3 protein-coding genes are annotated in these 1,298 nt (G+C 35.4%); all 3 read left to right on the top strand.

The window, feature by feature from the left end:
* Positions 1–108 precede the first annotated feature (108 nt).
* Complete coding sequence (locus ARSQ2_RS06030) at positions 109–297, top strand: hypothetical protein (RefSeq protein WP_181994706.1); 189 nt, start codon at positions 109–111, stop codon at positions 295–297.
* 176 nt (positions 298–473) lie between these two features.
* Positions 474–710, top strand: coding sequence for a gp53-like domain-containing protein (locus ARSQ2_RS06025; protein WP_181994705.1), 237 nt, complete (start codon positions 474–476; stop codon positions 708–710).
* A 93-nt stretch (positions 711–803) separates the two neighbouring features.
* Positions 804–1,166, top strand: a complete 363-nt coding sequence (locus ARSQ2_RS06020; protein ID WP_338078259.1) for a tail fiber assembly protein — start codon at positions 804–806, stop codon at positions 1,164–1,166.
* Positions 1,167–1,298: the final 132 nt, after the last annotated feature.

Raw genomic sequence — 1,298 nt, 5'->3', positions numbered from 1 at the left:
CAATATGGGGTGTAATCAAAATTAAGTCGCTTAGCTATAACTGTTGAAGGATTAAATATAACTTATGGAAATCCTAGATTAACTATTAAAACTACTAAAGATAATTCTATGGTAGATTTTGTACTAGATCCAGATAGCAAAATTTTTAATATCGACGGAATAAAAAGCGGTATGGGTTTAGAATATCGAGTACAAGTTCCTAAAACTAATGGAACTCTAGCCTTAACTAATAATCCATCAGCTATAACCACTTTTGGACTTAGAGCTACTCATCTTACCGGTGATTCTGTTATATAGCTAGGAGATACTAAAGAGGGTTATGATTTAGCATCTGTACGTTCATCTAAACGTGGGTTTATACGCAATAATAGGCTTGGAGTAGTAACTTATTTTCCAGATAAAAATGGAAAATTTGCTATTCAAGAAGATAATTACACTAAATCCGAAGTAGACTCTAGGATTAATGCTATTAAATGGACAGCAAAAAATCGGCAAATGGTTGGCTGAAAGATCCGAATACCGGCCTGATTATTCAATGGGGATATAGAAGTAAAGAAGGTAAAGAAGGTAAAGAAGGTAAAGAAGGAAATTCTTATACCATTAATTTTCCTACTGCATTTTTTCATCTTTCTATAAGTATAACGACGAGTTCTAAAACGTATAATAAAAGCTCTGGCGTTATGTTTATAGGGGAATTGCTTATGATGTAACGACAAGGGGATTTAATTATTATACAAGGAGTATAACGGGTGGTAACGATACGTTTATGGACGGTTATTATTGGATGGCGATAGGAGTATAAAATAGAGACATCATATCGATTTGAAGACCAAATATATTTTACTTGCAAAGATGGATTAGGCTGGTTAGCCGAATCTTTAAAAGATGAATATATAAAAAATAACAATTGGGATAGTACGGCTAAACCTATTCCCTACAGCGTTTACCATGAATTTGCACTTTCGGAGGCCCCATTGGGTAAAATGTTTAATGAGAGTGAAGATGGTGACCCCATTTGGGTTGATATCCCTCCTAGACCAAACAACAAATTAATCGCAGATGCTGAGAATGAAAAAAGAGTGCTAATGCAGGATGCAACTGACGTGATTATCCCCTTGCAAGATGCGGTTGATTTGGAGATGGCAACAGAGGACGAAATAACATAGCTCAGGAATTGGAAACTTTATTGATTAAATGTCTATCGTACTGATACCTCAACCGCGCCTGAGATTGATTTTAGAACTAAAGTGATATTTACGATGGAAGAAGAAGGGGTGAGTTTCCGAGAAACAGCGAAG

Source organism: Arsenophonus endosymbiont of Bemisia tabaci Q2, from assembly GCF_902713415.1.
Taxonomy (GTDB): Bacteria; Pseudomonadota; Gammaproteobacteria; order Enterobacterales; family Enterobacteriaceae; genus Arsenophonus.
The sequence above is the reverse complement of the archived record's forward strand: the minus strand, read 5'-3'. Positions and strand labels throughout refer to the sequence as shown.